The following is a 26,290-nucleotide window of genomic DNA, read 5'->3' as shown; positions in this document are numbered from 1 at the left end:
TTTACAAGTCCTCTGATGCCAATGGATAGAACAAAAATGCGGGATGTTCGATCGCCTCAAGAGGCAGCGGGGGACGTACTTGATAGTATTTGAAAATGGCTTGGTTTACGTCTGTCGGCAGGCGACGACTGCCGTTGCTATGATCTAACTGGATGACAGCAAAGTACTGCCGTTCTATCAGTTTGATGAGAGTAGCCTGGGCCATGGCCCCAGTTTTCATTTTTTGACCCGTGTTAAATAGGTCGACTTCGAACGGTTTGTCAGCCCAGTAGCATAGGGCCAACATCTCACACATTACAGGGCCATTGGTTTTTGAAATTGCATCGACTACCTTTGCTGCCGATACTTTTTCCGCTTCAAAAATTTTCCATTCATCCACTAGCCCAACGTAGGGTAGGGCCAAAATTACCGGCAAAGATAGCACTAGGATCCAGCCTAGGCGAGGTTGGATAAATCTTGAGAATAGCCAGGGTCTACTTCGATCTAGTCCTATACCTAATAGCAACGACAGACTAATCAACACATCAAAGACCGCGTTGTAATCTACTCCCTTACCCCCAGCAATAGCAATAGCTAGAACTAAAGACACCAGAAAGTAGAGCATTACCAGCCAGGAATGACGTTTGTGGGAGTTCCAATTTGCCCAAATGCCATAAATTATCCACAGAAAAGCCGGATGAAGCCAATTCAATAGTTTGTCTGGCATCTTAACCAGCTGATACTCGCGCGAATGTGACAATATCCCGCTTAAGAAATTAGGTCCATAAAGTCCATAGCAGAGGCCGATACAGCCAACACCAATTCCCAGAAACACCCAGAGCCAATGGCGTTTAGCACTGGTCATCAGCCAAATAGCTGTGATTAAAGGAATTGGCAGTAAATTGTGCTTGACCAAGAGACTGCTAAATATTAGTCCCAGGGCTAGGAATGTGAAAAATGGAGGACACTTGTCTCGAATCCTGATAGTGGTCACCCAAAGTAACCAAACCCCAGATAACTGCATCGCATGCCCTAACATCTGGGGATCATTCATCGCCACATAATTGCGATAGTGGGTGCTCATATAGCCCAAAAACATTAGCGGTGCTAGCAAACTCGATGTCAGTGCACAATCCAATGGCCATCGTAGAAACAAAAAGATAGTGATAGCCACTATCAGCAGACTGATCAGCGCGACTAGTCGGCCAGCAATGATGCTATCGCCAAGCAATAGGCCCAACCCACCAATCCCATAGAACGATAAGGGGGGATAGTTGTTGCTGAAAAGATGTTCGCTTGAAGGGTACAGTGCTTCTAAGCCAAAGGCTCGGGCACTATGGAAAGCATTCCAGCCTTCGTTATAGTTTTTAGGCACCCTTGCTAGCAGCTCAAGTATGGGCTGAGCCAGCAACCCAATAATCAAAATTCCTAATATGGATAGGGCCAATCTTTCTAGCTTTACTATTCGATGAGCATTCATGAACCGCTGGATTTATCAGAAAACAGTGCTCACTATGTCAGCACACATGGATGTCAGTGGCAAAAGACGACTAGAAGTCTATACGTACCAAATGAGTTTGTTTAATCTGGCCTAAGGATTCATAGGGCTGTTTGAGGTTAGAGAGTTCACTATCTTCAATCCACAGGTAGTCACCGGGACTAACCTGCTCAAGGGTATTTAGCTTTTCTCCAAGTTTAGGGGTATAAAACCTGAGTAAAGTACTGCGCTTGCTATTGAGCCCTGGGGAAAAATCGATCGCCTTAGTCTGCAAAATCGGTTGGATATCGTTTCGAATTAACAATGCTTTCATGTGAGGGTTGATATTCCCGAGGTCAGCGGTTCCCCAAGCGATCACCAGGCTTAGCCATTGCCCCAACAGTAGTAGTGCTAGCCAGTTGATTAAAAGCTTTGGCTTTGGCGCATCATAGTTAAACCAAAGTAAACCAGCTCCAAACCAGGCTGGGCCAAGGCCCAAAGCGATGGGCGCGTAGGGGCTAATGTCATCTGTATTGGGTAGGAGATTGGTTGTCAGAGCTAGGCAAGCGGCCACTGTGAGCAAACCGCCTAGCAGCATCAAGAGTCCGTTTATGGCATGGAGCAGGCCTTTTATGGGGTGAGTGGGTATAGTTTTGACTAGTTTCTCCATGGCATAGCCCGCTAGCAATGCCAGAAAGGGATATGTGGGGATGGCATAGTGGGGGAGTTTGGTCGAGGCAAAACTGAGTAACCCCAGATAGGACAGAGGATAGATCAGCAGTAATGAAATCTGAGGGTGAGATAGCCTGGTTTTTGCCTTTATTAGACTAATCACCAGCAAAATAACGGCTCCCAGCGCAAAAAAGCTCCACAGAAAATCATTGACTAAAAGATTGAATAGATAAAACAGTGGGGATTTGGCCCGGTCTGCTGTTAGCCCCTGACTCACGGGGAAATTGATCAAGGAGTTGATCATCGCCATGCCGTAACGTTGCCAGCAAAGCCAGAGCCAAACTGCCGTTGGCAGCAGCCCCACCAAGCCCCCTAGATATAAACTCCACTGTTTCAAATGGTGCCGTCCTGACAGTAATAGGTAGGGGAGTAAGCAGGCTATGGGGATGGCGGCCAAGGCGCTGCGAACCAATACGGTGATGCCTAAGGTGATACCTGCTCCAAAATAGAACCAGTGGCGGTGTGTCAGGTTGTTGCTTGCATTGTGTTCTGGTCTGTCAGCTGTGAGCAATAGCCAAATTGCAAGCAGAATCAGCCCTGTAAACAGGACATCAGGTGTGGCTAGTCGACTGTATTGCAGCCATAGGGGAGCTACTCCCAAGGAGAGTGCCCCCAGCAGTGCTGCTTTGGGCGTCAAGAGACGACGACCAATGGCATAGGTCAGCAGCAGACAGCCAATACTGGCCAGTACACTGGGCAGGCGCACCGCCACCTCATGTCGCCCTAACAGTGTTATAAACAAGCCCACGACCCAGTAGGGACCCGGAGTTTTGTGGTGAGGAGCTGCCCAGGGGTGGACCCAATCACCTGAATCAACAATCACCCTGGCACGACGGGCATACAGACCCTCGTCGTGGGCCATTAAACTTTGGTGATCGAGGTCAAAAAAGCCCGCCAGCAATAGGGGCACCATCCAGGTCACTAGGATTAACCAGTGCCAGCGTTTTGCTTGAATAATGGCATGTACGCTTCGAGCTAGCCAGCCAGGGCCCAATTGCCAGCGGGTCATGGGGATAGGAAGATAATAGGGCGTAGCTATTGTGCCATTGTCTTGGATGAATTGTCCTTGACTACATTGTTGTGGTTAATCGGGTAGACAAATTCGTGTGGTCAGACCGTTCAGCGGCCAGTGATAAAACGGCAAAAACAGCTGATGGGTTATGGCTAATGCTTGCAGCTTGGTGCTTATATCTATGGCGGTTGGGGATGGTGCCTCTGCGCGACTGGGATGAAGGCACCATTGCCTCCGTGGCGCGGGGAATGGCAACCAGCGGAGATTGGCTTTATCCTACGCTATACGACGGTCCTTATCTAAATAAGCCCCCCCTGGTGGAGTGGTTAATGGCGACAGGGTACATGGGTGGGGTTTCAGAATGGACCTCACGATTACTGCCTGCAATGGTAAGTGCCCTGGCCGTGCCGTTGCTTTACTGGATTGGTCGGGAGGTCTTTGGACAGCGGCGACCCGCCTTGCTATCGGCAGGTGTTTTCTTAACATTGTTACCAGTGGTGCGCCATAGTCGTCTGGCCATGCGTGATGGGGTGGCGGTGACGTTATTTTTGTTATTGCTGCTGGCAGGACTAAAGGCGAGGAAATGCTCCGGGTATGCCCTTGGGGTCGGAATTTGTCTTGGGCTGATTGCTCTGACAAAGGGGATTTTGGTGCTGTTACTGGGGACGATTGCCCTGGTTTTCTTTAGTGTTCAGGCGGGGACAAGCCTTTTTTCTGGGCAACGTCTGATGCTTAGTCAAGGCTCTAAAGGGTTGCGTTGTAGTCTCTATCTAGGGCTAGGGCTAGTCCTGGGGAGTTTGCCGGTTGTACTTTGGTACGGTGCTCAGCTGGGACGCTACGGCGATGTTTACTGGCAGGGGCACTTTGTGGCTCAGTCATTGGATCGAGTCACGTCTGTCATTGAAGATCACCAGCACCCTCCCTGGTACTATCTGCTGGAGTTGCTGAAGTACAGCTGGCCCTGGCTGATATTTTGGCCGGGTGGGATCTTGCTGGCCTGGCGACAGCGGCAGCGTCCCTGGGGACAGCTCGTGCTGGTCGGTACCGGTATTTATCTGGGGGCAATATCCCTCATGGGAACCAAGTTGCCGTGGTACATCATGCCGCTATATCCGTTTGTGGCGTTAGCGATTGGAGGGTATTTGCACCATTGCTGGCAAAAGCCACCACGGTGGGCGGTGGGGTTCTTCGCCTTGATTGCTGTGGTGGCACTCGGAGGTGGCCTGTACTTGGGGATTGCTGACCAGCATCCAACCTTAATTACTATTGGAATTGTGCTGGGGCTAAGTGTTGGTTGGACGGGTTGGCAGCTGTGGCGACGTCAATTGCGCTGGTGTTTGACGCTGATGGTAGGTCTCTATTGCACCCTGCTACTGCTACTGGGATCGGATTTTTGGCTTTGGGAGCTAAATGAGGCCTATGGGGTGAAGCCGGTGGCATTGCTGATTAACCAATCTGTACCGACGGCAGCTGAGGTGGTAACGACGTTTAGCTATGGGCGACCCAGTCTAAATTTTTATTGCGATCGCTACATACCTAACCTCTCTGGCCAACCACTCCTCGACCGCTGGCAGGAAAACATTTACGTCTTAGCCGAAGCTCAACATTTAGCTGACTTACCCCCTCATCGTGAAATTGGTCGCGCGGAAGGCATGGTTTTGATTCAGACGATGGCTCAGTAAGACGATAGATGGCTTTTCCATGACTGCTTTGGGGTAACCCTAGGTAGGTGTGTCATGTACATTACGATGTCGAGCCCTAATTTAGGAGACATTGCTATGATCGCCAAGTAATCGATAGCGACATCTGGGTATTTACCAAGCATCAACCCTTCATCAGAGGCCTTTCCATTGTCTGACGACCCTCAAAAGCAGAAAGAAAATCTCATCATGCCGCGTGCTCCCTACCACGGTGAGTTTACGCCAGAGCGGATGGTGTTTAATGCCAATTTGCAAGAATTTGCTAGCAAAGTGTCATTGATTTGCAACCTGGAAACCGGTGGCAAAATTACATCTGAAGATGCCTATGGCCGCATTAAACAGCTGTGGAAAGACTTGAAAGCGTCCAAGAAAAGTTTACTGGATACTATAGATCGCAAGGGTGAAGATGCTTAGTGTCCTTGCTTCTTAACCTTTACCTCTTAAAAGTTCTCGCCTATTGGCTGAAATAATCCTGCACAGCTTGGACGATCCGTTCCGATGCTTTCCCATCTCCAAATGGATTAATGGCGCGAGCCATGGCATCGTAAGCGACTGGATCGCTGAGGAGCTTGGCTGCTTCAGCCGTAATCACCTCCGGTTCAGTGCCCACTAATTTTGCTGTGCCAGCTTCGGCAGCTTCGGGGCGCTCAGTTGTTTCCCGTAGAACGAGTACTGGTTTGCCAAGACCAGGGGCTTCTTCCTGGAGTCCACCGGAGTCAGTTAGTAGCAGATGGCAGCGTCGCATGGCTCCCACTAGCTGACCGTAGTCGAGGGGCTCTACCAAAAATGTACGAGGATGAGATTCCAACGCAGCTTTTAAGGGCTCTCTGACGGTGGGGTTGCGATGTAGCGGCAATAGCAAAGCTACATCTTCAAACTTATCTAATACTTGTAGAAAGCCTTTGGCAATATTCTGCAGTGGCTCACCCCAGTTTTCTCGACGATGTACCGTTGACAGAATAACTCGATGGTTATTCCAGTCTAATCCAGGAACTTCACAGGCTGGAGCCTTTGATGCCACGGTTTGCAAGGCATCAATCACCGTATTGCCAGTTTTAATCACTTTGCCACTCACACCAGAAGCCGTCAGGTTAGCAACGGACTTATCCGTAGGGGGAAAGTGGAGGGTGGTGATTTGCGATACTAACCTTCGATTGGCTTCTTCGGGAAAGGGATCCAAAATATTATCGGTGCGCAGTCCAGCTTCCACATGACCGACTGGAATTTTCTGATAAAACGCGGCTAGGGCAGCGGCAAAGGCCGTGGTCGTGTCGCCTTGAACCAGTACAATCTGCGGCTGGAGTTCGGCAAAAAGCGTCTGTAGACCTTGCAAACTCCGACAAGTAATATCTGACAGGGTTTGTTTGGGCTGCATAATATTCAGATCTCGGTCAGCCTTAATCTCAAACAGCTGCATGACCTGATCTACCATTTCCCGATGTTGGCCAGTGAGGACGACCTGGGTGTCAAAACCTGGTGTTTTTTGAAACTGTTTAATCACCGGGGCTAGTTTAATCGCTTCGGGCCGGGTGCCTAGGGTAATACATACTCGAATTGGAGATGTGGTCATAGCAAATAAAAGCTTATATATCGTGAAGTATCAATTTGAACCGAGGATGTGCAGATAAGACTTGACCCCTAGTAAAGTCTTCCACAGCAAGGCACACTGTCTAGCAAACGGTCCTGATGCATTAGGATGTTTGCGCGTCACATTGGATTTATTTATCCATACCCTGGTGGATATCCATGGCCTCTACCAATGTGACAAATCTCTAGTCTGTTTCATCTGCCTTACAATGTCTCAATCCATTGTTGTCGGTGCTAAATACCTCCAGACCCTGGATCTAACGGTGGCTCACACTGCTCTGAGCCAAGTTGATTGGCACCAAGTCGACCTTAAAATGAGTTTTAATATCGACTATCCCCGCGAGGCGAACGACCCCAGAGAACTTTCCGAAGTTCCTGAGGTGCGCCTATGGTTTATTCGTCTTGATAGCCATTATCCTTGGCTACCTTTGTTTCTAGATGTGGAGTCCGGTGAACTAGGCCGCTATACCGCGATGCTGGTACCCCATCAGTTCAGCCCGCTAGATGGTATCCGCTATAACCCAGAAGCCCTAGAAATTTTTGTGATGGGCAAGGTCTTCACCATTGCTCAATGGCTGAAAGATAACCAGATTGATGGGATTGAGAAACTGAAGCTAGTGGTGCGGACGCTGGGGTATGAGCTGGACGATGGACTATTTGAGCTTTTGCAGTAAGTGTTGGTTTCGGAGTCCTGATGTCACAATGGAACGAGAGCTAATTTTTCCTGAGTAGTGATGCTTGTCCAGTCTACAGAAATTAAGTTCACCGTTTCGTTACCTGAGCTGGCAGAAGGGCATCGGCAAGAAGCTGAGACCAAAGCCAGAGAAGCCTTTATTATGGTGCTGCTAAAGCATGGAGATATTAGTGCTGGTCACGCTGCTGAGCAACTGGCAATTGATCGTTGGCAGTTATCTACACTAATGGAAAGCTATGATATTTCACCATTCCCGACACAGAGTGAGGAAGATTTATTGCAGGAAGTTTCACAAACTCTATGCAGGATGGAGGGTACTGATTTGTGATAGTTGTCTCAGACACTACGCCTCTCAGTGAGTTAGCTAAGGTCAATCAGCTCAATTTACTTTTTCGAGTTTATGGTACAATCCTTATCCCGCAAGAAGTATACGACGAAGTCACTACAGGTAATCACCCAGCTATTTCTCAGGTAAAGGCTGTTGATTGGATTAGGATTCAATCTGTTAGTCAGTCCCATAGGATAGCTGAACTTCAAAATACTACTCGACTTGGTAAAGGTGAATGTGCTGCTATGATTCTGGCTGAAGAATATAAGGCAGATCAGCTACTGATAGATGATCTAGATGCTCGCCGAGTTGCGTTATCTCGTAACTTGCCAGTTGTCGGTACTATCGGTACTTTGTTGGTGGCAAAGCAACGGGGACTAATCGATAGTGTCAAAGATATTTTGGTTGCCTTAATCAAAAGTGGAACTCGAATTAGTCCAAGACTGTATCAAAATGCGATCGCAGCTGCTAATGAGTCAGCGTAGAGCAATCAACACATGCACTTTGATTAAGTGTGCATAGTCAAAAGCTAGTTACGTAGTTGCGATACGAAGTTACATACTCAGGGATAATCCAATAAATCATGTAGAGCAAGTGTTTTGACTCTAATGAATCCTCAATATTTTCACGTGAATCAAGCCTTTATGGAAGTCTATAGGGGATCTTTTGCCTAAACTGACCATTTTTTTCAAATTCAATTCGGAATTCGCCAATTCCAAGTTCGTGCTGAGATTCAGTATCTGAATTAAAAGCAGCGACTTTAAACTGACTGACTGACTGAAGCTTGCCTTAATTCACCCACCAAGTAAAAACAGTGATCACCATTTCCAGGTGAGCGTACTACCTGATTGAAAGCATGAACTTTTGAAGTGTGCCGAGGATGTGGAAGCTTTTGAAATTCTTTGTTGTACTTGTGCAGTATGCGGTTATTCGCGACCGTATCAGAGGCAATAGCCACACACAAAATACCTACCATTCCCACTGCTATTAGAAGTGGTGTGGCTATCGTAAGTCGCAGTAACCATGGTAATGATTTGTTCTTTGAGGGCATAAAATTTCGCACAAACCCGTCGTTCTAAAGTTTCCTGAATAGGTGTAGAAAATATCAGATAAAATTTTTTTTGATATTTGAACCCATCGATAGGGAGAATTTTAAAACTCTGCTCAGATATTTCAGTGATTGCTTCAGATCCGAGAGTGCGATACAAATCTTACGGATGCAGCCATAAACCAAAGCTAAGGGTTATGGCCACACCACCCATTTATATGGCACAGGAGTAACCCGTTAATGGCAGGGATTTTGGGCACGCTAGTAATTTTACTGATATTGCTGGCCCTGGGAGTTTGGCTACTGATCGAGCGGCAATATCAGGCCCGCCCTGGCAATCAGTTGGAGCTAGAGTCTGGCAAGTGGACAATTACTTCCCGAGAGTCCCAACACTATGTCATTGAAGGGGAGCCCTCCCTGGTGAATCTGACCCGCACCTTAGAGATTATGGTGCCGGAAATTTCGGTTGAGGCAGAGCTACTATCGGGGGCTAGCGTTGACGACATTACGGTTAAAACCCAGCTGGTTTCGAACCATGAAGATGCCCCTGCTAGGCCAGATAATTATTGGTTCGCTTACATTGTCAAGACGGCTAAATCCACTGGGCTGAAGATCAAAATTGATATTCAAGGTCCCGACTTATCGAGGCTGAAGGCTTTATGGGTTAAGGTGCACTATCTCACTTACGGTCCCGAAGGCCGCATCCCCAAAATGGGAAATGTGGTGGTACCGCTCAAGTATCCTGACCCCAATGCGCCTCAAAATTGGCGCTCCACACCTAAGGCTGAGGTTTTGCCGATTCCCACCCATTTGTTGGGCCCTCTCGATAGCCCCATCGATACGGTTAAACGCTATGTAGAGCCATACGCTAAGCCAGGGGACATTGTCACTATTGGTGAAACGCCTGTGGCAATTATGCAGGGCCGGTGGCGGCATCCCAGTAGTATCAAACCGGGTTGGGTTGCCAAGCGGATTTGCTATTTCTTTATGCCGACATCGAGTTTGGCAACGGCTTGCGGTATGCAGACGCTGGTTGATTTGGTAGGTCCGGTGCGAGTGGTGTATGCCTTTGTGGTGGGTGCGATCGCAAAGAAACTTCTCGGTCGTCCCGGTATGTTCTATGTATTAGCGGGTGATCAGGCGCGTTTGATTGACGATGTCACCGGTACGTTACCCCCCTACGATCAATTCATCGTCCTCGGTCCTCAACACCCCGAAAAAATTGTTCAAGAAATTTATGATGCAACTGGCCTGAAAGCGGCCATTGTCGATGTGAATGATTTGAAAGCGGTTAAGATATTAGCAGCGACACCAGGCACTGACTTAGACTTGGTAACAAGTGCTTTGATTGATAATCCAGCTGGTAACGCCGATGAACAGACTCCTGTGGTCCTAATTCATCCGAAATCCTAGGGATTTTTATACATTTTGGCCCTATGACCCCTGTTAACCCCTCTGAACCCATTGCAGTTCGTCCCGTCCATTTTCGTGACTCAGAGAAACTGATGCCTGATGTGGGCTCAGAAGTGGTTACCTGTGGTGCATTTACAAAACATCAGCCTTTGCCTGAGACTGGACGGATGTTTGGGCATTCCTCCTGGCAGCGTTTATCTCGCTTGGTTAATCCGCTTCAGCCCAAGGCCCTGATCTTTGCAGCAGGCTGTAAGCACACCACCCAAGGGGTGATTCAAGTTTCTCCATTTAACTCTACCCGCAGTACCTGGCGTGTAGATCGGGTGATGGTTAATGCGGTGGCTGACGAGGAGCTGGCTCTAAATCTCGATGTGGCGAGTTTACTACTGCGTCACTGCTTTGAAACCCTGGTCGAAGCCCACACCTGGATTAGTGAAACCAGTATCCATGACAAGTTTGGTCTAGCGCTCTATCGTCAAAACGGGTTTCAACCGTTAGCTTATGTCACCTATTGGTCGATTGATGCTGAGCAAATTGCTGAGCTGGCTGAAAATGAGCCAGATTTGCCAAATCTATTGCCAGTGAGCAACGCTGATGCGCAGCTCATCTATCACCTGGAAACGGCTTCCATGCCACCCCAGCTGCGACAAGTGTTTGATCATCAGATTCAAGATTTTCGCACTCGTTCAATTGCTGGAGTACGCTCCCAAGTACGGCGTTGGTTGGGGCAGTCCGAATCGGTGTCTGCCTATGTATTTGAACCTCAGCGCAAGGCGGCCATTGGCTACTTTAGTTTGCGGCTTTCCCAAGATGCTGAACAGCCCAACCGGGCTAAGCTGACCGTACATCCAGCTTACACATGGCTTTATCCAGAGTTGATGACTCAAATGGCCCAAGTCCTACAGGGGGCATCAAACCAGACATTACAGTTGGCTTCTCTGGATTATCAGCCTGAGCGAGAAAGCTATCTACGGGAGATTGATGCTACGGAGATAGAACATGCTGTCATGATGTCTCGCTCGGTATGGCATAAAGTCCGAGAAACCAAGGCAGTTTCCATTGAAGGTCTGCAGGATGTTTTGCAGGGGTTACAGCCCTCTGGTAAAGCTATTCCTAGTCGGTTCTTTTGGGATGCGGCTAATCCTGGGTTGAGACAGTCTACTGGAGATGACTCTTCCGGTGGGACGGCAGGGTAGTAGGGCTACTAGAAGGCTAACCAGTAAGGCTGACCATGATTTCTGTACTGGGATTGGATATTGGCAGTAAGCGCATTGGCGTGGCAGGATGCGATCGCACCGGTCTCATTGCCACTGGTCTGACCACCATCAACAACAAATCTTTCGTCTACGTGACTGAGCAACTGAGTCAGATCGTTCGTCAGCGAGAGGCTACATTGCTAGTGGTCGGTTTGCCATACACCATGGACGGTGCCAAGGGCACCCAAGCCCGCCGGGTGCAAAAATTTACTAAACGATTGGCAAAGGCCCTGAGTTTACCGGTTACCTATGTGGATGAACGGCTGACATCGGTAGAAGCCGAACAGCAACTGATAGCTGAGCGTCGGCCAACTGTTAAAGATAAAGGACTGATTGACCGTCGAGCGGCTGCTATCATTTTGCAACAGTGGCTGGATCGTTCTCGATCTGAATTGTAGCGCTTAGCCATGATCTCAGTTCTCAAGACTTGTAATCGTTTTTATCCCTCCAGGGCCTAAACGGTTCCAATATTCTCCAGGGCCTACGCCCTATGAAACATAACGAATGCCCAATCTAAACCACAATCCCAATCAGCCTTCTGATTTTCAACAAGGCCAATCAATTGTCACCCTAGCCGATAACGATGGACATACCCTGGCCTGTTACGTTGAAAAAGCAATTATCCTGAGCGATTCGGGACAGGAATATCTGCTATTGCTACCTGTGGCCGCTCCCATTGAAGTATTTAGCTGGCAGGATGAAGATGATACCTTGGCAGATATCGAAGATGAGGAAATAGATGCGCTGTTCCCCAGTGCCCGTGCGGTTTTAGCAGAGTTGGACTTGACCTTACAACGCAGTGCTTATACTCTTACAGCCGTAGGTGATATCCCTGATGCTGATGACGATAGCTGTTTTGCATTAGAGGTTGATGATGATGGGGCAACGGATAATTTTCAAATGCTGGCGCAGTTTTATCATCATGAGCAGCGCTATGTTGCCTGTACACCTTTAGAACCTCTACTATTTTTTGCCTATCGGACTGAGAGTGACATGGTGGCGTTGCTTTCTCCTGAAGAGTTTCAGAGACTGCAACCTGAAATTGAAGATCAGCTGTTTGAGGGGCTAGATTAGCTTTTGATCAGATTTACCTCTGACCCCATATCTCTGATGCTAGAGCTAAGACGCTGATCGACTCTGTGACCATTACCAAAGGTCTGTCTAAACAAATTATGGGTTGTTTAAAGCGATTATTTTACGTTGGCATTTTCCCCGTTGCTTTAGGTATGGCTGCCTGGCAGGGGTGGTCTTGGTGGAGTTGGGCTCAAAGTCCTGTGTCAGCTAGTGAAGCGGACCAGTCTGTACAAATCCAGATTCCATCCGGGACAGCGGCTCAACAAATTGGTCAAGATCTAGAAGCGGCTGGGCTGATCCGGTCTACGACTGCTTGGAAAGTTTGGAATCGACTGCAGGGCTTTCAGAAACGTGAAGGTGGGCTACAGGCTGGGACCTATTCCCTATCTCCCACACAGTCCTTGTCAGAAATTGCTGATCAAATTTGGAATGGTGATGTGGTGCAAACCACCTTTACCATCCCTGAAGGGTGGAATCGCTCTCAGATGGCAGAGGCTTTAGAGGCTCAAGGGCTAGTTAATGCTGATGACTTCCTTAGCTCCACCGAAGCAATTCCCTATGCTCAATTTCCTTGGCTACCCCAGGGGTTACCTCATCTAGAAGGTTTTCTCTATCCAGATACCTATCAATTGCCCAGTGAGCAAATGGATGCTAATGACATTGTTGATGTGATGCTGTTGCGGTTCGAGCAGGTGGCCCTACCGGTCTATCAACAAGCGGCCAGTTCTTATTCCCTCTTAGAGTGGGTGAACTTGGCAAGCATCGTTGAAAAGGAGTCCGTCGTTGCTGAGGAACGAGACACGATTGCAGGTGTGTTTGCCCGACGGTTGCGAGAAGGCATTAGTCTTGGGTCTGATCCGACTGTGGAATATGGATTAGGTGTGACTCAAACGCCGGAAAATCCATTGACTTTGGCTCAGGTCAATACCCCCAACCCTTACAATACCTACCGTAATCTAGGATTACCCCCCACACCCATTGCCAGTCCTGGTATTGCTAGTTTAGAGGCGTCCTTAAATCCTCCGGATACCGAGTATCTTTACTTTGTAGCTCGTTACGATGGTACCCATGTGTTTAGCCGTTCGTTGGCTGAGCATGAGCGAGCCCAGGGGCAAATTCGCGATCGCGTTGATGCTCAATTGGGGGATGATCTTTAGAAGTATTGCTCACTTTTCGACCACCTTTTGACCTATGGCCGCTTGGGGACGACTTTTACAACCTGATCTTGCTTTGGGAGGATCTATCCTTAAACTAACGCCAGAGTTGATTGCTCGGCATCGTCTGAAAGGGCTGATTTTGGATGTGGATGAAACCCTGGTGTCGTTTAAACAAAGCCAACCGATAGACGAGGTATGTCAGTGGTTGGAGCAGATGCAATCCAGGTTCATTCGTGTGGTTCTGGTGAGTAATAACGTCAGCCATAGCCGCATTAGCCGCATTGCAGATGCGTTGGGGGTAGAAGCGTTCTACATTGCAGCGGCTAAGCCTTCCCGTCGTAAGCTTCGTGAAGCAGTAGCGCTGATGCAACTTCCCCATCATGAGATTGCGATGGTGGGTGATCGTCTGTTTACTGATGTCCTGGGCGGCAATCGACTGGGATTATTTACGGTTTTAGTAGAGCCCATGGTTGATCCAGTGGCGGCTAGTTCTCCCAAGCAGTGTCTTCGTAACACTGAAATTTGGATATCAAAACGTTTTGGAGTCATTTTGACTGGCGGAGACCACGGTTAACAAGCCTCTAAAAAAAGATTACATCCCCCTGTCTTGTCATAATTTTGTTGCATGGCATCACATTGAGGATTAGCAATGCCTCTTTATCTATGAGCAACTTTATGGCCCAATGAGGGTGTTAGCTACTCATAGCTAGCGCTTATCTACGCCTTGTCTGATAAACCACCCTGTGACTGCAATGTCGATCCCTTTGGCTGCCAAAGCTCAGTCTGTCAAGCTTCAAACTATTGTTGTCAAGATTGGTACGTCTAGTTTGACGCAGACTGATAATCAGCTGGCTCTATCGGTACTAGCCCGTTTAGTAGAAACGCTGAGTCATTTACAACGTCAGGGGCATCGAGTGATTCTAGTGTCTTCTGGGGCTGTGGGTGTGGGTTGTGTGCGTTTGGGGCTCAGAGAACGCCCAAAATCGATTGAACAAAAGCAGGCGGTGGCAGCGGTAGGGCAGGGACGATTGATGCGAATATACGATGACCTGTTTACCGTACTAAATCAACCCATTGCTCAGGTATTGCTGACCCGTAGCGATTTGATACAGCGCTCACGCTATGTAAATAGCTATCACACATTTCGGCAGCTCTTTAAGCTCAATGTCATTCCCATCGTTAATGAGAACGACACAGTTGCTGTGGATGAGCTCAAATTTGGGGATAACGATACACTGTCTGCCCTAGTAGCTAGTTTGGTTGGGGCTGACTGGTTATTTTTACTGACTGATGTGGACCGTTTATATTCAGCTGATCCACGGGCTAACCCAGATGCTGAGCCGATCACCTGGGTGCAGCATCTGGGTGATTTAAATATTGATGTGGGCGATCGCGGATCGGCTTGGGGGACTGGCGGCATGATTACAAAGTTAGAAGCGGCCCGAATTGCAACTAACTCTGGAATCCGTATGGCCATTACCAATGGCCAGGCACCCGATAATATTCTCAAGATTTTGACAGGTGAACCTCTAGGGACTCAATTTGCACCTCAGCCAAAACCGAATAATGCACGCAAGCGGTGGATTGCTAATGGGTTGCGCCCGAGTGGACGATTGTACTTAGACCCAGGGGCTGTGCAAGCCATTGGGCAAGATGGCAAGTCCTTATTGCCTGCTGGAATTGCGATGATTGAGGGGACGTTTCAATCCCAGGATGCAGTGGTATTGTGCGATCTCAATGGCCAAGAAATTGCCCGTGGTTTAGTTAACTATAATCACCATGAACTTCAGCAGATTCGCGGACGTCGTTCTAGTGAAATTTCTATGATCTTGGGCTACGACGGTGCCGATACAGTTGTACATCGCGATAACTTAGTGCTAAATCCTGATTCCCTTAGCCCCAAATTGAACCTTGTGGCAGAGGATGACGAGGCTCGCTAGATTAGTAATATTTTGTGGTTAATTTACAGGGCTACTAGACTTAGATGCCCTGGCGTCTGGTGCTACCAAAGCTCGAAGACTATTTTTACTTGCTATAACTATCCGATTTACGAATTCTTGATATGACTAATCCAACTACATCAGCTCCTTCGATTTTGGTGACCGGTGGTGCTGGCTACATCGGTTCCCATGCTGTGTTAGCTCTAGAGCAAGCGGGGTATCAAGTCGTTATTTTAGATAGCCTTGAATATGGTCATCAGGACCTGGTTGAACAGCATCTCAATGCCACGCTGATCAAAGGTAATACGACGGATCGTGATCTTCTAGATCAACTGTTTACACAATATGACTTTGTAGCAGTGATGCATTTTGCTGCCTACATTGCTGTAGGTGAGTCTGTTACAGCTCCAGCTGACTACTATCGCAATAATGTATACGGTACGCTTAATCTTCTACAAGCGATGCAGGTAGCAGGTATCAAGCAGTTTGTCTTTTCCTCTACCTGTGCCATTTACGGACCACCTAAGACAGTCCCCATCCCAGAAGACCATCCCAAAAATCCCATTAGCCCCTACGCCAGCAGCAAGCTAATGGTGGAAATGATGCTCAAAGACTTTCAGAAAGCTTATGGTTTGCAGTCGGTATGTTTTCGCTACTTCAATGCGGCAGGGGCAGATCCTCAGGGTCGTCTAGGCGAAGACCACAATCCTGAAACCCATCTAATCCCATTGGTATTACAAACGGCGCTTGGAACGCGAGATCATATATCGATCTATGGCACCGACTATACAACCCGTGACGGTACGTGCATCCGTGATTATATCCATGTAGCTGATTTGGCCGATGCCCATGTTAAGGGGGTGCAATACCTGATCGATGGTGGCGAGACAGCCTTTATCAATTTAGGCAATGGGAATGGATTTACAGTTAAAGAAGTGATTGAAACAGCCCGAAAAGTAACTGGGCATCCTATTCCTGCTTTGGAGTGTGGTCGTCGTCCTGGGGATCCACCCAGTCTGATTGGTAGTAGTGAGCATGCCCGTCAGCGTCTAAAGTGGACGCCTCAGTATGCTGATCTTGAGACGATCATTAGCCATGCGTGGCAGTGGCATCAAAAGCGACATGGCTAACGGTGATATTGCTCATTAATCTTTCCGGAATAAATTAACTTTAGGGGTACTGATAAGAAGCGTTATAGACTGATGATGAAACCATCAGTTCTAGGCTTTTTCGGTGTGCTTTACCCATTCGCGTCCTTAATAGAAAATGGATTAACAGGGAAAAGTAAATATATCCGGATAAATCGAGGGATTGAGTGCACTAGAATGAGCAAATTATTGATCAACTAGCATTGCTGATCCGAACTATGATTTTATCTGCAAGGATTTGGCTAATGCATTGTTTTTAGATTGCTTCATTCTCTAAATCAGTAACGGTAATCAATCCTTTCCCATGGCATTTCGCTTGGGGCATTTTTTACTCAGCAGCAGGCGCGCGCATGGCAGTGGCAACCACAATCGTAAATGAATGGCAGCAAAGGCTTCGGGCTGATTTGCCCGATCAAAGCCACGATACCCACATAGCGATTACTCAGTGGCTCTGCGGTGAAAATACTGAGCGTTTTGAAGAGCTTTCTCGCAAAGATCTTTCCATTGCCACTCAGGCCATGGATTATCGATACCGTATCTTTTACAAGACCTATTGGGGGCTACCTCCAGATCGAGCCTATCAAACCCTCATGCGAAAGCTCGGTGGTCTATTTCTAGTCCGTAGCAAAATCCGTACATGGATTGCCCTTAGTCGTGATCGACAGCGTCAAGTTAAAGATGTCCTACAGGAAATTATCCAGGAAATGTTGCAGAGCGATCGCCATCTACAGCAGCAAATGACCTGGATTGCCCAAGTTACGGAGCGACCTCAACTACGTAATTTGCTCACGATGGCGACGATCGAAGAATACTGTTTACGCCCGATTCGTAATCAGCCTCTAATTGTTTATCGTTTTGTAAACTATCTACGACGTTCCCAACGGGGTGGGATGACCCAAGTCCCCGGAGCACAGCTAATTCAGCTAATTTCAGAAGAGATTGGTACTGACGATGCTGACAGCACCATTAGCTTGTTTGATGTCCAGGCGGTCAGTACTTATGAAGAGCAGCAAGACTTTGAAGCAACCCAGAGGGCACGGGCATCGGTTAAAGATAGTTTTATGACTTATTTACAAGAAACTCTAGGGGATACGGCTACTCAATGGTTGCGATTACATTTGCAGGGCTACACCCAAGACAATATTGCTAAACAACTTGACATGTCGATTAATCAAGTTTATCGCCTGCGGGAAAAAATTAGCTATCACGCAATCCGTATTTTTACTCTCAAAGAACAGCCAGAACTCGTTCTAGGTTGGTTAAAAACGACGCTAACGGACCATGATTTGGGCCTGACAGCTAGTCAATGGCAGGCCTATTGGCAAACACTAGAACCAGCTCAACAGCAATTGCTGTCCGAACTTAAACAGGGTAGAAGCATTGATGAGATCGCACAAAAACAGGGATGTAAATCTAAACAAGTCATGAGCGAATGGGCTAAGCTTTACCTAGCTGCCCAAAATCTACGAACCTAGCAAACTAGGGCTCTTGAAGGTTGTCTTCAGGCAACAGGCATTGGTGCCCTATGGGCAGGTTGCCAACTCACATCAGTGTGCCTGTCTCCCATTTACGTTATTCCTTCCTAAGGCAGTCCCCATGTCACCCTTACCTGAAGACAATGCCTTGTCTCTTCCGTCTCATGGTCTTCAAAAGACTGAGATCAAGGCTGATTTAGATCAAATGTTTCTGTTGATAGAGGGTATTTTGCCATTTGAGGCTTGCCTTTACTATCAGGTTCTACCTCTTTCGATTGAGGGTAGTAGCTTAAATTTGGGCATGGTAAACCCTGATGATACAAAAGCCGCTGACTATGTTAGACGGCTGGTGTCGTATATCAACTGCTCGATCGTATCACGCCCTATTTCATCTGATTGGCATCGGGGAATCCTATCAAAATTTTTGAGTCACTCAGCGAAAAATCGTCAATCATCTCAGCTTTCTCAATCAAAAACGAGTACTACGCCTAGCTCATTTGAAGAGCTGCCTACGCTGGTAGTAGGAGCTCCAACTGAAATTATTGAAAATCCTCGTGAGGTTCTGGCGCAGCAGCAGCCTAAGTCACCTGCTAATGCTTCTGAAGAGCCAGTATTACCAACACCTACTGTGACAGCGAATAGTCACAGTAGTGGCTCTAGCGAACAAATTTCGGAAGCTCCGTTGAGTATCGGACTAGAAGCAGATGCGCTAACATCTGAGCCTGTGGCTATAGAGTCTTCTGAGCCTGCGATTCTGTCGACTACGGAAGAGCAGACTACAGAACCTTCCCCGGAGAAAGATTCTGAGCTAAGTCAGTCTAATCCTAAAGAACTAACTCAGAGTCTACTAAAGCGAATTATTACCCAAGAAGGAATTGGGAGACTCTATTTAGAGCGTCAAAGTACTGCTTGCCGTATCCTTTGGAGTAAGGATGGTGTGGTGCAATCGGTTGTAGACAATATTTCACCTCAGCTTTTTCAAGGTGTTATTAATGAACTCAAGCGGATTATGAGTCTTTCCTTGATTCCTGTCCGTAAGCCAAAACAAATCGAGATCGAACGCATCCATAATCAGAAGCGGATATTACTTCGTTTTCGAGTAATGCCGGGAGCTCATGGTGAAGAAGCTACCTTACAAATATTACGTGGTGCTGCTCTTAAGTTTTACCAGCAACAGCAGATTGATAATATTGGCCGCGATGCCCTGGGAATTGCGCACGATTTACAGCAGCGCATTGATGAACTGCGTACCCAAGCACAGCGCAACCTTGATGTTCAGGATACAAAGCAAAAAACTTTGCCAGCAATTATGAATATGCTGAAACAGATGGAGCAGCAGTTGAACGACATTATAGAAACATCGGACTAACGAAGTATGGTCAGCTGCTTACTGTAAGCCCGAAAACGGAGTCTGAATCATTGCTCAGACTCGGACGGTGGTTGTTTGCGCAGACCTTGTATCAGGCGTCGAAAATTTACCGAGAACTCAGATACCCCAAGCAGACTTCCTTCAACATCCTCCTGCCAAGATGCAGACAAAACCCCATAGCTTAAACCAATAGTTCCCAAGCCAAAAAGGCTCAGAGAGACAATTAGTACGACTACATTGGGAAATTCGGCAATATGTTGAGTGAGCAAGATGTAGAAAATGACAAATGAAGACATTCCTAAAAATGTCGGAACGCCAGCAAAGATAGCCATACGACGCATCATACGGCGACTCACTACCTCAGGAATACCAGCCTCATCTTTGGAAAGAGCTGAGGCTTTGGATACACCCTGCTTTAAGGAGGTAGAGGCCCCTACTGAAGATGACGAGCTAGACGAAGCCTTTTGGCTGCTTGATTGCTTATTTGACTTAGGCTCAAATGGCAGGGACTCACGCTGAGACTCTGAAGGCATATAACACCTGATACTAAATTGCGCAAACAAGGCTGTGATAAGGGTCTATTGAGACGCTTTAACCACGGATACCCAATCGCTTGATTAGAGCCCGATAACGCTCAGCATCTTGCTGGACTAAATAGGCCAACAACCGCTTACGACGACCAATCATGCGTAGTAAACCGCGTCGAGATGAATGGTCCTTTTTATTGGCTTGTAGGTGCTTGCTTAGCCGATTGATTTTTTCAGTGAGCATGGCCACTTGCACATCGACAGAGCCAGTATCTGTTTCATGCACCTGGTAGTCAGAAATAATTGATTGCTTTTGTTCTTGCAGGAGCGCCATAGAGCTTACCGATTACAGCCAATTGAAACGAATTTAATGAGCTTAGTTGGACCGCACAACCTTGCACTAATCCAACGCAGGATTTTGTATTGTACTACAGCAACGCTGGTCGAGCTAAATATATGTAGAACTTGTTCTGATTATGGGGCGAGGTTACAGATGACGTAGGGTATCAGCGCGATATATTATGCAAAAGCTTACCTACCTATGCGCTAGCTAGAGGGTGCACGCCTAATATAAGTGCTAGCTCTATTTCTTCAATAAAAAATTATAAATAGAACCGTAACTTCGCAGTTTACGGCTAAAAAGCTACTGAATAAGATCAAAGAAAATCTTTATCTTATTTTCTGGATAACTTGTCAGGGGATGTAAGGAGGTATAGGAAAGGTTATTAAGATGTTCTATTCTAAGAACGAATGTCCTATCACCTTAGAAAAGCTTCGTTAATGAGGTTTTCAGAGCGTTTCCCAGGCTTCTTGACATTGGTTTTCAAAAAACATCTTAGTTTTCCTGCTGTTTTAAGTTAGTTTCCCTAATTTTACTGTCTTGATATAGCCAGATTATGTCCGAGAAGTACACCTTCGTTCGGTATAGTCCTTCTGGGAATTCTTTCTCATGTGTTGTTTGAATTCCCTGATCTGTAAAGTTTTTGGCACTGTCTTGCTTTTGGTGCGTCAGTTATCTTGCTTCGTCTGTCACGCTTGCTCATGCTTCATTCACCGTTTATCGCTTTCTATACATTGTTTGCTGTGTTAGGAGGATTAGTCCTGGCTACTCCTAGTGTGGCTAAATCCTCTGGATTAGAATTTTCTGAAGTAAATACGGTGATTCGAGAGTTGCCTGTTGCTGATATAGATTCAGCTGAACTAGCTTTAGGCGGCACGGATCCGGCTCATAATGTTGAGCCTCCTGGACTAGATATTCGGGCTGGAAACACTGTAATTAGCCCGTTTCTTGATTTGGCTATGCAGGCAGAGCTGAGTAATTTGATGGGACGATTTGAGGGGGCATTGCTTCATGGTTATGCCAGTACTCAGCCTGCGGAGTTAGCCTTGACGTCGATTAGAACTGACGGTAGCCTCAGCGCTAGTCTAGGCGGTGCTGGATTGGCAACACCACTGACGCATCCAGCTCTTGAAGCAGCACGGCAGACACTGGATGATTGGCCTGATTTGATTGCTCGACGTGATTATGGGATAGCTCGTCAGCGCTGGCTTGAGGCTCGTAGAGCACTCTGGAATGCCTTTCCGGTGGAGCAATCTTTAGCTCAGGCCGAAGTTCGGGGCATGTGGCTGGATCGGGGGACTATTGTCCGGGCGGGTTCTGAAACTAAGCTGGCAGAGGTATTTGATCGGCTGGCGGCAGCCGGTATCAATACGGTTTTCTTTGAGGCTATCAATGCGGGTTATCCTATCTATCCCAGTCGCATTGCGCCTCAGCAAAATCCCTTAACACGTCATTGGGATCCGTTGGCCTCAGCAGTCAAGTTGGGTAAAGAACGTGGTATTGAAGTTCATGCGTGGGTTTGGCTCTTTGCCGCTGGCAATCGTCGCCACAATGCTTTGCTCAATCTACCGACTAATTATCCAGGTCCGTTAATTAATGCTAATCCGGGTTGGGCTGCCTATGACCGTCGAGGGCGCATCGTCCCAGTAGGTCAGGATAAGCCATTTTTGGATCCTGCTAATCCTGAGGTGCGCAGCTATCTAATGAGAATGCTGCAAGAGCTAGTCAATAATTATGAGGTGGATGGTGTGCATTTTGACTATGTGCGCTATCCCTTTCAGGATCCGAGTGCTGATCGTACCTATGGTTATGGAACGGCTGCTCGACTAAAGTTTCGAGATATGACTGGTCTGGATCCAGCCATTTTGTCCCCTCGCAATAATGCATCACTGTCGCCTCATGAGCAACGTCGGCAGCGGCAGCTGTGGCAGCGCTGGACTGAGTTCCGTGTAGAGCAGGTGAGTTCATTTGTGGCAGAGGCCTCCCAAATGTTGCGGCAACGGCGACCGGGCATGACCATTTCAGCTGCAGTGTTTGCTAAGCCCACCCATGAGCGTATCCAAAAAATTCAGCAGGATTGGGAAACGTGGGCCAAGCGGGGAGACGTGGACTGGATTGTGTTGATGAGCTATGCCATGGATACTAATCGGTTTGAGGAACTGATTAGTCCTTGGGTTTTAGACGCTGACTATGGTTCCACATTAATTATTCCGGGGATTCGGTTGCTAAACTTGCCTGAGATGGCAGCGTTAGACCAAATTCAAACTTTGCGGGATTTGCCTGTGAGTGGCTATGCTCTGTTTGCGGTGGATAATCTACAACGAGGTATTCAAACGTTACTCAATAATACGCAGGGAACTTCTCTGGCGGATTATTCTGTTCCTCAGCAGCAGCCATTTAATACAGCTGTCGAGCGTTATCAGGCGTTGCAACGGGAGTGGAGTTGGCTTTTAAATAATGGTCAGCTATTGATGCAGGAAAAGCAGCTGAATCAGTGGGTGAATGATGTGAATACATTAGGTGTTCAGCTGGCTGACTTAGCCGAGGAGCCGTCCCATCGAAAGTTGGAGGAGGTGCGATCTCAGCTAGCTCAGCTTGATCGCATTATCACCTCCGACCTATCTGTCAAATCACAGCAAAATCGCTATCGACTACAAACTTGGGAACATCGCCTGACCACGATTGAGCACCTGCTAACCTACGGTGAGAAACGATTTATTCCTTAGAAAAATCATAGAGCTTTCACCAATCAGTGATTAGCGACATCAAGCTTGTTTGATGCGTCGCATTTCAACTTTGGGCATTCTGTTCAGAGTAAGGTTTAAATCTTATTCGTAAGTGATTGCCCCTATGACCGAGCCTGTCCCGGAAATTATCATCGAAGCTGGTCGTACCGAGGTGCAATACTGGCGAGATCTTTGGCGTTACCGTGAGCTATTTTACTTCTTGGCCTGGCGCGATGTTTTGGTGCGCTATAAGCAAATGGTTATTGGTATAGCTTGGGCTTTGCTACGGCCTTTTTTAACCATGCTTGTATTCACTGTGGTGTTTGGTCGATTAGCGAATCTGCCATCAGAAGGTGATGCGCCATATCCGATTTTGGTCTTTTCCGCGATGCTGCCCTGGCAGTTTTTTGCCAATGCTCTAACAGAGTGCAGCAATAGCTTAATTACAAATGCCAACTTGCTATCAAAGGTATACTTTCCTCGACTTGTGGTGCCCACCAGTGCTGTGATTGTGAGCTTTGTAGACTTTTTGATTTCCGGCATCCTGTTGCTGGGGCTAATGATTTGGTTTAATGCAGTACCTACCTGGCGAATTTTGATGTTGCCGCTGGTTATTGCGATCTCATTTGCAGCGGCCATGGGCATGGGGCTATGGTTAGCAGCCTTGAATGTTCAGTACCGCGACTTTCGCTATATCGTTCCGTTTATTGTTCAGTTTGGTCTTTATATTTCACCAGTAGGGTTTAGCAGCACCATTGTGCCTGAGAACTGGAGACTACTTTATTCTCTGAATCCAATGGTGGGTGTGATTGATGGATTTCGTTGGGCAATTATTGGTGGTGATGTACAGCTCTTCTGGCCAGGCTTTTTGCTCTCGTTGCTGCTAGTTATGCTGGTTTTGGTTACTGGGATAAGGTACTTTCGCCATATGGAACGCTCCTTTGCAGATATTATCTGAGCAACTGCTGCTATCTGACCAGCTGTTATTTGAGTTGTACGAATCTTTTGAGAACATCCCAATTCTTAACCTTTGTCCCTTTGTGATATGCCCGACACTGTTATTCAAGTCGAAAACTTAGGCAAGATGTACACCATTGGGCATCAGCAGAAAGGCTCTTATCGCTATACGGCACTGCGAGATGTCTTGGCTGATGGAGCTGGGGCATTTTTACGTAAGCTAAGAAGGCCTGGTAAGTCATTCACTCCCTTTAACCGAGAAGAATTTTGGGCACTTAAAGATCTTTCCTTTGAAATTAAACAAGGGGAAATGGTGGGCATTATTGGTCGTAATGGGGCAGGTAAGTCTACACTACTCAAGATTCTGAGTCGGATTACAGAACCAACCACTGGACGTGTTCGGTTAAAAGGCCGTGTTGCCAGTCTTTTGGAAGTTGGAACAGGATTTCATCCTGAATTAACGGGTAGAGAGAATATTTTTCTTAACGGTGCCATTCTCGGCATGAGGCGGGCGGAAATAAATCATAAATTTGATGAAATTGTTGATTTTGCCGAGGTTAGTAAGTTTCTAGACACGCCTGTTAAACGCTACTCCTCAGGCATGTATGTGCGATTGGCATTTTCCGTAGCTGCACACTTGGATCCAGAAATCCTGATCATTGACGAAGTGTTGGCTGTTGGCGATATTCAGTTTCAGAAAAAATGTCTTAAGAAACTTGAAAGTATAGAAGATAGCCATCGGACTATTGTGTTTGTTAGTCACAATATGTCAACGATCAAAGGACTATGCAGTCGAGCCCTTTTGATAAAAGATGGCGAAATTGTGAAAGACGACATGCCTGAAACCGTTGCCACCCATTACTTGGCTGATGCTCAAGAACAGCAAGCCATGATTGATTTCAAAGATAGCTATACTGCAGCCGAAATCAGTTTTCTTAAAGCATACTTATGCGATAAGGAGAATAATTTATCTTCCTCCTTTGATAATAGAGATGCTTTTGCAATTCATTTAGAATATAAGCTGCACAAAGAAATCCGTGGATTAAGAATTGGTTTTCTGATGGAGACAATTGAAGGCATTCAAGTTTGTGGAGCCACAGATTTTGTGTTTACAGACTCTACTCGAAAACCTGGCATTTATAAGAGTAAATGCTTATTCCCAGCTCATATTCTTAATTCAGGTAAATACACCATACTATTTGGAGCAGATAAATTTCCTTACACTCAATCACTTATGCGGACTGAGCATTGCTTGACATTTGAAATTGAAGATATCGATAGAGAAAGGCCTCTGTATGATCGACGACCAGGTATTATAAAGCCAACATTAACATGGCAGGTAGTACGACCTTATCCTAAAAATCAATAAATTACTCAGATAGTTTTCTGGTAGTTTACGGCTAAAAACTATCCAAAATCTGTGATTTGTGTCCACGTTTTACATCGATTTTGTACCGGGGTGGTTCGTAATGGTTTTCAGCAGTAAAGGGAGTCGCAAACTTATCAGTTACTAAATCTTTGCGTACGAAAAATGCGTTAGTTCCTGAAAAGTCACATCCAATAAGACTATACCCAAGTTTTTTTCCTAGGTTTTCAAATGCCTTTAAACTACCACCAAAATTTTGAGAACAATCCCAGACTTTATCTGAATTATATTCGACTTTCCACTCAATATAAGGCGGCAACAGGGAATTATATTCAATGACTACCACTCTAGGTTTATATTTATCAAGGCTTTCCCAAATATAGTAAGTATTTTGATCTACATCTATTGATAAAAGATCAATCTCTATGGGGACTTCTAATTGCTCAAAGATTGTTTTGATATTTTCTTTGCTAACAAAGGCAACAGATAGCTTAACAAGTTTTTTGATATTTGGTTTAGATTGAAGGGTTTGAGAGACTACGTTACTACTATCTATCCAAAAGCCATGCCAGCCTTGAGAAATTAGAAATGCAGTATTATTCTCATGGCCGTCACCAATACCTATTTCAGCAAATATATGTTTCTTAATGCCTATTCGATTGAATATTTCAGCAATCATCCCGTCTTCCTGATTCTGTGAATTAATCTGAAAGGCATAGCGATGAAGTCTTTTAGGATCTCCATACCGAGAATGTTTGCTTAACTGAAAGTCAAACAACCGAACTATCTCGATCGATTTCAATGAGGCAATCTCAGTGTAAATTCCTCTCAAAGTGTCTCTTATTTGCCGAATTTCTCGGATGATTGGCAAATAACTGTAAATAGTAAAAATCCACTCCTTAAGCTTCATAAAATAAAATTCCAGTTATAGGTAGTTTCAGTATTCTAGCTAAATAGTTAAATAGAAGTTTGATTGCTCGATCTG

24 protein-coding genes are annotated in these 26,290 nt (G+C 46.6%); 18 read left to right on the top strand and 6 right to left on the bottom strand.

All coding sequences use genetic code 11. From position 1 onward, the window contains the following. Position 1 precedes the first annotated feature (1 nt). Both IXB50_RS07500 and IXB50_RS07495 read right to left on the bottom strand, forming a co-directional pair. Positions 2–1,459, bottom strand: coding sequence for a hypothetical protein (locus IXB50_RS07500; protein WP_215608330.1), 1,458 nt, complete (start codon positions 1,457–1,459; stop codon positions 2–4). Between the two features lie 70 nt (positions 1,460–1,529). Further along, on the bottom strand, positions 1,530–3,197 hold the full coding sequence (locus IXB50_RS07495; protein ID WP_215608329.1) for an ArnT family glycosyltransferase: 1,668 nt from the start codon (positions 3,195–3,197) through the stop codon (positions 1,530–1,532). 71 nt (positions 3,198–3,268) lie between these two features. Here IXB50_RS07495 and IXB50_RS07490 point away from each other — a divergent pair, with 71 nt between their 5' ends. Both IXB50_RS07490 and IXB50_RS07485 read left to right on the top strand, forming a co-directional pair. Further along, positions 3,269–4,882, top strand: coding sequence for an ArnT family glycosyltransferase (locus IXB50_RS07490; protein WP_215608328.1), 1,614 nt, complete (start codon positions 3,269–3,271; stop codon positions 4,880–4,882). A gap of 207 nt (positions 4,883–5,089) precedes the next feature. Further along, entirely contained in the window at positions 5,090–5,314 is a 225-nt protein-coding gene (locus IXB50_RS07485; RefSeq protein WP_215608368.1) for a DUF7219 family protein, read from the top strand. Positions 5,315–5,354: 40 nt separating this feature from the next. Here IXB50_RS07485 and wecB read toward each other — a convergent pair whose 3' ends face one another. Beyond that, the gene (gene wecB, locus IXB50_RS07480) at positions 5,355–6,470 is read right to left on the bottom strand and encodes a non-hydrolyzing UDP-N-acetylglucosamine 2-epimerase (protein ID WP_215608327.1); all 1,116 of its coding nucleotides are present in this window, start codon (positions 6,468–6,470) and stop codon (positions 5,355–5,357) included. A 61-nt stretch (positions 6,471–6,531) separates the two neighbouring features. On the opposite strand from wecB, the gene IXB50_RS07475 reads away from it, so the two are divergent. The 13 genes from IXB50_RS07475 to IXB50_RS07415 all read left to right on the top strand — a co-directional run bounded on the left by IXB50_RS07475 (position 6,532) and on the right by IXB50_RS07415 (position 19,389). After that, positions 6,532–7,161 (top strand): CRR6 family NdhI maturation factor, encoded by a 630-nt coding sequence (locus IXB50_RS07475; protein WP_246564228.1) that lies wholly within the window; start codon positions 6,532–6,534, stop codon positions 7,159–7,161. Between the two features lie 60 nt (positions 7,162–7,221). Next, the gene (locus IXB50_RS07470) at positions 7,222–7,509 is read left to right on the top strand and encodes a UPF0175 family protein (protein WP_215608326.1); all 288 of its coding nucleotides are present in this window, start codon (positions 7,222–7,224) and stop codon (positions 7,507–7,509) included. Continuing rightward, positions 7,506–7,994: a DUF3368 domain-containing protein gene (locus IXB50_RS22610; RefSeq protein WP_215608325.1), complete on the top strand. Its 489-nt coding sequence runs from the start codon at positions 7,506–7,508 to the stop codon at positions 7,992–7,994. The genes IXB50_RS07470 and IXB50_RS22610 overlap by 4 nt, the downstream gene beginning before the upstream one ends. Before the next feature lie 803 nt (positions 7,995–8,797). Beyond that, positions 8,798–9,970: a F420-0:Gamma-glutamyl ligase gene (locus tag IXB50_RS07460; protein WP_215608324.1), complete on the top strand. Its 1,173-nt coding sequence runs from the start codon at positions 8,798–8,800 to the stop codon at positions 9,968–9,970. Between the two features lie 23 nt (positions 9,971–9,993). Then, entirely contained in the window at positions 9,994–11,166 is a 1,173-nt protein-coding gene (locus tag IXB50_RS07455; protein ID WP_215608323.1) for an N-acetyltransferase, read from the top strand. Between the two features lie 35 nt (positions 11,167–11,201). Beyond that, a complete protein-coding gene (gene ruvX, locus IXB50_RS07450) occupies positions 11,202–11,624 on the top strand; it encodes a Holliday junction resolvase RuvX (RefSeq protein ID WP_246564225.1) in 423 nt (140 codons plus the stop codon). Positions 11,625–11,730: 106 nt separating this feature from the next. After that, positions 11,731–12,300: a DUF3727 domain-containing protein gene (locus tag IXB50_RS07445; protein ID WP_215608322.1), complete on the top strand. Its 570-nt coding sequence runs from the start codon at positions 11,731–11,733 to the stop codon at positions 12,298–12,300. A 98-nt stretch (positions 12,301–12,398) separates the two neighbouring features. Continuing rightward, complete coding sequence (gene mltG, locus IXB50_RS07440; protein ID WP_215608365.1) at positions 12,399–13,457, top strand: endolytic transglycosylase MltG; 1,059 nt, start codon at positions 12,399–12,401, stop codon at positions 13,455–13,457. A 34-nt stretch (positions 13,458–13,491) separates the two neighbouring features. After that, positions 13,492–14,031, top strand: coding sequence for a YqeG family HAD IIIA-type phosphatase (locus IXB50_RS07435; protein WP_215608321.1), 540 nt, complete (start codon positions 13,492–13,494; stop codon positions 14,029–14,031). A 178-nt stretch (positions 14,032–14,209) separates the two neighbouring features. Further along, positions 14,210–15,397, top strand: coding sequence for a glutamate 5-kinase (gene proB, locus IXB50_RS07430; protein WP_215608320.1), 1,188 nt, complete (start codon positions 14,210–14,212; stop codon positions 15,395–15,397). A 122-nt stretch (positions 15,398–15,519) separates the two neighbouring features. Beyond that, on the top strand, positions 15,520–16,527 hold the full coding sequence (gene galE, locus IXB50_RS07425; protein ID WP_215608319.1) for a UDP-glucose 4-epimerase GalE: 1,008 nt from the start codon (positions 15,520–15,522) through the stop codon (positions 16,525–16,527). 368 nt (positions 16,528–16,895) lie between these two features. Then, entirely contained in the window at positions 16,896–18,020 is a 1,125-nt protein-coding gene (locus IXB50_RS07420) for a HetZ-related protein 2 (RefSeq protein WP_215608318.1), read from the top strand. 121 nt (positions 18,021–18,141) lie between these two features. Continuing rightward, a complete protein-coding gene (locus tag IXB50_RS07415; RefSeq protein ID WP_215608317.1) occupies positions 18,142–19,389 on the top strand; it encodes an ATPase, T2SS/T4P/T4SS family in 1,248 nt (415 codons plus the stop codon). Positions 19,390–19,436: 47 nt separating this feature from the next. Here the strand turns inward: IXB50_RS07415 and IXB50_RS07410 are convergent, their stop codons facing one another. Further along, complete coding sequence (locus IXB50_RS07410; RefSeq protein WP_215608316.1) at positions 19,437–19,922, bottom strand: PAM68 family protein; 486 nt, start codon at positions 19,920–19,922, stop codon at positions 19,437–19,439. A gap of 58 nt (positions 19,923–19,980) precedes the next feature. After that, complete coding sequence (gene rpsO, locus IXB50_RS07405) at positions 19,981–20,250, bottom strand: 30S ribosomal protein S15 (protein ID WP_215608315.1); 270 nt, start codon at positions 20,248–20,250, stop codon at positions 19,981–19,983. Positions 20,251–20,957: 707 nt separating this feature from the next. Here rpsO and IXB50_RS07400 point away from each other — a divergent pair. The 3 genes from IXB50_RS07400 to IXB50_RS07390 all read left to right on the top strand — a co-directional run bounded on the left by IXB50_RS07400 (position 20,958) and on the right by IXB50_RS07390 (position 25,308). Next, positions 20,958–22,982: a glycoside hydrolase family 10 protein gene (locus IXB50_RS07400; protein ID WP_215608314.1), complete on the top strand. Its 2,025-nt coding sequence runs from the start codon at positions 20,958–20,960 to the stop codon at positions 22,980–22,982. A gap of 124 nt (positions 22,983–23,106) precedes the next feature. Continuing rightward, complete coding sequence (locus IXB50_RS07395; RefSeq protein WP_215608313.1) at positions 23,107–23,940, top strand: ABC transporter permease; 834 nt, start codon at positions 23,107–23,109, stop codon at positions 23,938–23,940. An 87-nt stretch (positions 23,941–24,027) separates the two neighbouring features. Further along, complete coding sequence (locus IXB50_RS07390) at positions 24,028–25,308, top strand: ABC transporter ATP-binding protein (RefSeq protein ID WP_215608312.1); 1,281 nt, start codon at positions 24,028–24,030, stop codon at positions 25,306–25,308. A 31-nt stretch (positions 25,309–25,339) separates the two neighbouring features. Here the strand turns inward: IXB50_RS07390 and IXB50_RS07385 are convergent, their stop codons facing one another. Continuing rightward, positions 25,340–26,215: a hypothetical protein gene (locus IXB50_RS07385; protein WP_215608311.1), complete on the bottom strand. Its 876-nt coding sequence runs from the start codon at positions 26,213–26,215 to the stop codon at positions 25,340–25,342. Positions 26,216–26,290: the final 75 nt, after the last annotated feature.

The organism is Leptothoe spongobia TAU-MAC 1115 (genome assembly GCF_018739885.1).
In the GTDB taxonomy this organism is placed as follows: domain Bacteria; phylum Cyanobacteriota; class Cyanobacteriia; order Phormidesmidales; family Phormidesmidaceae; genus Leptothoe; species Leptothoe spongobia.
This window is presented reverse-complemented; position numbering and strand designations above follow the sequence as displayed.

What these genes read in the sequence shown, in the direction of transcription:
- galE (WP_215608319.1), top strand. Translation starts at nt 15,520, where the DNA reads ATGACTAATCCAACTACATCAGCTCCTTCGATTTTGGTGACCGGTGGT.
- IXB50_RS07500 (WP_215608330.1), bottom strand. Translation starts at nt 1,459, where the DNA reads ATGAATGCTCATCGAATAGTAAAGCTAGAAAGATTGGCCCTATCCATA.
- IXB50_RS07455 (WP_215608323.1), top strand. Translation starts at nt 9,994, where the DNA reads ATGACCCCTGTTAACCCCTCTGAACCCATTGCAGTTCGTCCCGTCCAT.
- IXB50_RS07460 (WP_215608324.1), top strand. Translation starts at nt 8,798, where the DNA reads ATGGCAGGGATTTTGGGCACGCTAGTAATTTTACTGATATTGCTGGCC.
- IXB50_RS07390 (WP_215608312.1), top strand. Translation starts at nt 24,028, where the DNA reads ATGCCCGACACTGTTATTCAAGTCGAAAACTTAGGCAAGATGTACACC.
- IXB50_RS07415 (WP_215608317.1), top strand. Translation starts at nt 18,142, where the DNA reads ATGTCACCCTTACCTGAAGACAATGCCTTGTCTCTTCCGTCTCATGGT.
- proB (WP_215608320.1), top strand. Translation starts at nt 14,210, where the DNA reads ATGTCGATCCCTTTGGCTGCCAAAGCTCAGTCTGTCAAGCTTCAAACT.
- IXB50_RS07420 (WP_215608318.1), top strand. Translation starts at nt 16,896, where the DNA reads ATGGCAGTGGCAACCACAATCGTAAATGAATGGCAGCAAAGGCTTCGG.
- IXB50_RS07470 (WP_215608326.1), top strand. Translation starts at nt 7,222, where the DNA reads ATGCTTGTCCAGTCTACAGAAATTAAGTTCACCGTTTCGTTACCTGAG.
- IXB50_RS07495 (WP_215608329.1), bottom strand. Translation starts at nt 3,197, where the DNA reads ATGACCCGCTGGCAATTGGGCCCTGGCTGGCTAGCTCGAAGCGTACAT.
- IXB50_RS07395 (WP_215608313.1), top strand. Translation starts at nt 23,107, where the DNA reads ATGACCGAGCCTGTCCCGGAAATTATCATCGAAGCTGGTCGTACCGAG.
- wecB (WP_215608327.1), bottom strand. Translation starts at nt 6,470, where the DNA reads ATGACCACATCTCCAATTCGAGTATGTATTACCCTAGGCACCCGGCCC.
- IXB50_RS07485 (WP_215608368.1), top strand. Translation starts at nt 5,090, where the DNA reads ATGCCGCGTGCTCCCTACCACGGTGAGTTTACGCCAGAGCGGATGGTG.
- IXB50_RS07410 (WP_215608316.1), bottom strand. Translation starts at nt 19,922, where the DNA reads ATGCCTTCAGAGTCTCAGCGTGAGTCCCTGCCATTTGAGCCTAAGTCA.
- IXB50_RS07385 (WP_215608311.1), bottom strand. Translation starts at nt 26,215, where the DNA reads ATGAAGCTTAAGGAGTGGATTTTTACTATTTACAGTTATTTGCCAATC.
- IXB50_RS07400 (WP_215608314.1), top strand. Translation starts at nt 20,958, where the DNA reads ATGCTTCATTCACCGTTTATCGCTTTCTATACATTGTTTGCTGTGTTA.
- IXB50_RS07445 (WP_215608322.1), top strand. Translation starts at nt 11,731, where the DNA reads ATGCCCAATCTAAACCACAATCCCAATCAGCCTTCTGATTTTCAACAA.
- rpsO (WP_215608315.1), bottom strand. Translation starts at nt 20,250, where the DNA reads ATGGCGCTCCTGCAAGAACAAAAGCAATCAATTATTTCTGACTACCAG.
- ruvX (WP_246564225.1), top strand. Translation starts at nt 11,202, where the DNA reads ATGATTTCTGTACTGGGATTGGATATTGGCAGTAAGCGCATTGGCGTG.
- IXB50_RS07435 (WP_215608321.1), top strand. Translation starts at nt 13,492, where the DNA reads ATGGCCGCTTGGGGACGACTTTTACAACCTGATCTTGCTTTGGGAGGA.
- mltG (WP_215608365.1), top strand. Translation starts at nt 12,399, where the DNA reads ATGGGTTGTTTAAAGCGATTATTTTACGTTGGCATTTTCCCCGTTGCT.